Source organism: uncultured Imperialibacter sp., assembly GCF_963974565.1.
Lineage (GTDB): Bacteria > Bacteroidota > Bacteroidia > Cytophagales > Cyclobacteriaceae > Imperialibacter > Imperialibacter roseus.
Map to the genome: position 1 here is coordinate 1 of NZ_CAXBCJ010000037.1, position 3,867 is coordinate 3,867.

4 protein-coding genes are annotated in these 3,867 nt (G+C 46.8%); all 4 read left to right on the forward strand.

Translation table 11 applies throughout. The features are described 5' to 3' along the window. Positions 1 to 424 precede the first annotated feature (424 nt). The 4 genes from rhuM to AAC052_RS27360 all read left to right on the forward strand — a co-directional run bounded on the left by rhuM (position 425) and on the right by AAC052_RS27360 (position 3,726). Entirely contained in the window at positions 425 to 946 is a 522-nt protein-coding gene (gene rhuM / locus AAC052_RS27345) for a RhuM family protein (RefSeq protein ID WP_339816311.1), read from the forward strand. Continuing rightward, positions 943 to 1,089, forward strand: a complete 147-nt coding sequence (locus AAC052_RS27350; RefSeq protein WP_339816312.1) for a hypothetical protein — start codon at positions 943 to 945, stop codon at positions 1,087 to 1,089. The genes rhuM and AAC052_RS27350 overlap by 4 nt, the downstream gene beginning before the upstream one ends. Positions 1,090 to 1,277: 188 nt before the next feature. After that, complete coding sequence (locus AAC052_RS27355; protein WP_339816314.1) at positions 1,278 to 2,636, forward strand: M24 family metallopeptidase; 1,359 nt, start codon at positions 1,278 to 1,280, stop codon at positions 2,634 to 2,636. 247 nt (positions 2,637 to 2,883) lie between these two features. Next, entirely contained in the window at positions 2,884 to 3,726 is an 843-nt protein-coding gene (locus AAC052_RS27360) for an endonuclease/exonuclease/phosphatase family protein (protein WP_339816317.1), read from the forward strand. Positions 3,727 to 3,867: the final 141 nt, after the last annotated feature.

Consider the following 3,867-nt stretch of genomic DNA (forward strand, 5'->3'; position numbering starts at 1 on the left):
AAGTTATCGATTTTTACTAAATCAATGACTTGACACAGTTATTGTAACACTCTCTCGCCAACTATCCCCTTGCTAATGCTAGCTTTTAGCTCGCACCATATTAAAAATGGGTCAGGCATTCTCCCCACCCAAACAATTTCCTTTGTCTCATTTGCACTTTTTCATCAGCTTTCGCAAAACGATGAAATATGCAGAAAGTCCTTACCCTCCTTTTTTCCCCTGTTCCGAAGGGCATCGCTCAGCCCCATCGTCTGGTTTCAACCCGACGCTAAGCGGGAAAGCCGAACAAAATATAAAAATGGATGGCTGATCCATGAGATTTCCAACCGGGTTCAGCATTGGGAATTGTAAATGGTATTTTTGGAGAAAAGAAAAAGTACTTTCAAGCAGTGAAAGAATCAGAACTTAAAAAAACAGGAGCTTAATGAGTTCAGAGATCATCATATATCAAACTGAAGATGGCAAGACTAGCATTCAAACTCGCTTGGAGAATGAAACAGTTTGGTTAACTCTTGAGCAAATGGCCGAACTTTTTCAAAAAGGCAAATCGACCATTAATGAGCATATTCTGAATATTTACAAGGAAGGTGAACTAACCAAGGAAACATCCATGAGAAAAATCGGGATTTCCGATTTTTCTACCAAACCCACAAATTTTTATAATCTGGACGTCATTATATCTGTCGGTTACCGGGTGAAAAGCCTGCAAGGCACCAAGTTCAGACAATGGGCAACTGCTCGCTTGCGTGAGTACATTGTGAAAGGGTTCACCATGAACGATGAGTTGCTCAAAGAAGCCGGTGGTGGCAATTACTTTGATGAATTGCTCGCCCGTATCAGGGATATTCGCTCTTCTGAAAAAATCTTTTGGAGAAAAGTGCTTGATATTTATGCAACGAGTATTGATTATGATCCAAATATAATACTCCCCATGCCGGAAAAGTGAGCCATCAAAAGGCATTGGATAAAGCACATGCTGAATACGAGAAATTCAAAGAGCTCCATCAAAACGAACTTTCACAAGTAGAGAAAGACTTTATCAAAAAAATAGAAAAAACAGAAAAGGAGCTGAAAAACAAGAAGAGGTAAATGGCAAAGCTCAGAGAAAGCGTAGACAGTATCTGTAAAATCATGTGACACGATACCCCGCTGGCGACGAACTATTAGCTCGGGCCCATTTCAAAATGGGTGAAGTATTGACCACCACACCTCTCCACCCAAACAATTTCCTTTGTCTCATTTGCAGTTTTTCATCAGCTTACGCAAAACGTTGAAACATGCAAAAAATACTCACCTTCCTTTTTACTATAGTGGTGGCTGGCCAGGTGCTGGCGCAGGACATGTCAGTCCCCAAAATCCTCACCCAGCGGGAGCAAGCCGAAGTCATCGACCGCTGGCTGGAAGAGCGAATCAAATATTTACTACCCGACCTCATGCGCAGGGAAGGCCTCGACATGTGGCTGATCATCGCCCGTGAATACAACGAAGACCCTGTCATCCGCACCATGCTGCCTGCCACCTGGCTGGCCGCCCGTCGCCGCACCATTCTGGTAGTGTATGACCCCGGCGCAGGCAAAGAGCTGGAAACTTATGCCATTGCCAGGTACAACGTAGGCACCATGTTCAAAATGGCATGGAACCCTACCATTCAGCCCGATCAGTTCAAGGCACTGAGCAGGCTGATACAGGAGAAGAACCCAAAGAAAATAGGCATCAATAAGTCGGAGCACTTTGCACAAACAGATGGCATCACCTCCAATGAGTACGACCAGCTCATGAATGTGCTGCCGAAGAACTTTCAGCAAAAAGTGGTGTCAGCCGAGAAGCTGGCCATTGGCTGGCTCGAAACCCGCACGGAAAGTGAGATGATCGTGTATCAGCAAATTGTGAGAATTGCCCACCAAATCATTCAGGAAGCCTTCTCCGACAAAGTCATTCAACCTGGCATCACTTCTACCGACGACGTGGTGTGGTGGATGCGTGAGCGCATCAAGGAGCTGAAGCTCGACACCTGGTTCCACCCCTCAGTATCCATTCAGCGCCAGGACCCGGAGTCTTTCGATCATTTGCGGAGCTTCTCAGAGAGGCCGGGAGAGCAGGTGATATTACCCGGCGACCTTATTCACACCGACTTTGGTATCACCTACCTGCGCCTTAACACGGATACACAGCAGCATGCCTATATTTTGAAGCCCGGGGAAATCGAGCCGCCTAAGTTTCTGCAAGACGCATTTGCAGAGGGCAACAAAGTGCAGGACGCCCTCACCAGCAACTTTATAGTGGGCAAAAGCGGCAATGAAATCCTGAAGGCAGCCCTTGATCAGTCTAAGGCCGCCGGACTTAAGCCGTCTATCTACACACACCCAATAGGCTACTACGGCCATGCCAGCGGCCCCACTATTGGCATGTGGGACCAGCAGGACGGTGTACCATTCAACGGCGACTATCCGCTTTACCACAACACCGCCTATTCCATTGAACTCAACGCCAGCGTGTTCATCAAGGAATGGAACAAAGAGATCAGGATCATGCTGGAAGAGGACGGCTATTTTGACAAAACCGGCTTCCGCTACATCGACGGCCGACAAAAAGAGCTGATGGTGATTCCACGACCCATGTTTCCGAATGGGAAGTAAAGGAGTGATAATTTGACGATATTGTAGTTGTTCCTGTAACGAAATGTGAAAGCGGTTAAAATCTTTTGGCTCCCTTTAGGGTTGGGGTAGGACAAAAGATTTTAACGCTGTTTTCAAAACATATTGGACTTAAGTAACGCTGCATTTTCAATCTCACTCAAAGAAGTAGCAAGGTAGCATTTGAGGTTAGTTCCCAAATTTTGCACCTTGCTGCTTCTAATATTCCAAACACACCTACCGCATACTGATGAAGAATCTCTTAGCCATTGCCTTACTTTTATTGATTGTAGCCACCGGCTGCAAAAAGAAAGAAATACCCTCTTTCAAGGTGATGTCGTTCAACCTCCGGTACGACACACCCAACGACAGCATCAACGCCTGGCCCAACAGAAAAGACGCCGTCGCTGACCTCGTCAAATTTCATGAAGCCGAAATAGTGGGCGTGCAAGAGGCCTTGCTTCACCAGCTCAAAGACCTTGAAGAAAGGCTGCCCGACCATAACTGGCTGGGTGTAGGCAGAGACGATGGCATCGCTAAAGGTGAGTTTTCGGCCATTCTGTACAACAAACACCTTTTTCAGGTGATGGACTCCGGCACTTTCTGGCTGTCAGAAACCCCGGATGTTCCCTCCAAAGGCTGGGATGCAGCCATTGTGAGGGTGTGTTCCTGGGCAAAAATGAAAAACCGGCATTTGGGAAAAGACTTTTACATTTTCAATACACATTATGACCACATCGGAGTGGAGGCTAGAACCAATTCTTCGAAGCTGATCATCGAGAAGGTCAAAGAAATAGCTGGCAACCTGCCGGTAATCCTGACTGGTGACTTCAACTCGGAGCCAGAAACAAAGGCCTACGAAACACTTACCGAGGGCCTGACCGACGCTCGTAATTTAAGCGAGAACCCACCTTACGGGCCCTACGGCACCTGGAATGGTTTCGACCACAACGCCGACCTCACCCGCCGCATCGACTACATCTTTGTCAATGAAAAAGTGCTGGTGAGAAAATATGCTGTGCTGTCGGATGCCATAGAGAAAAGATACCCCAGCGACCACCTGCCGGTGATGGCTGAGGTGATGTTTAGGTAGAGAGATTCAATGTCGTTTGGTTAAGAGCATTCTACCCTGGCCGGGCACCCCTTAATTTCCTAAAGGGGTGACTAATTAGATTTTGCCGCCCTTTAGGCCTTATGATTGTAAAAGCATAAGCTTCTATGCAATTTAGTTTTG

Bases quoted from the DNA above. Each gene is read 5' to 3' on its own strand.
- rhuM (WP_339816311.1), top strand. From the start codon at position 425: ATGAGTTCAGAGATCATCATATATCAAACTGAAGATGGCAAGACTAGC.
- AAC052_RS27355 (WP_339816314.1), top strand. From the start codon at position 1,278: ATGCAAAAAATACTCACCTTCCTTTTTACTATAGTGGTGGCTGGCCAG.
- AAC052_RS27360 (WP_339816317.1), top strand. From the start codon at position 2,884: ATGAAGAATCTCTTAGCCATTGCCTTACTTTTATTGATTGTAGCCACC.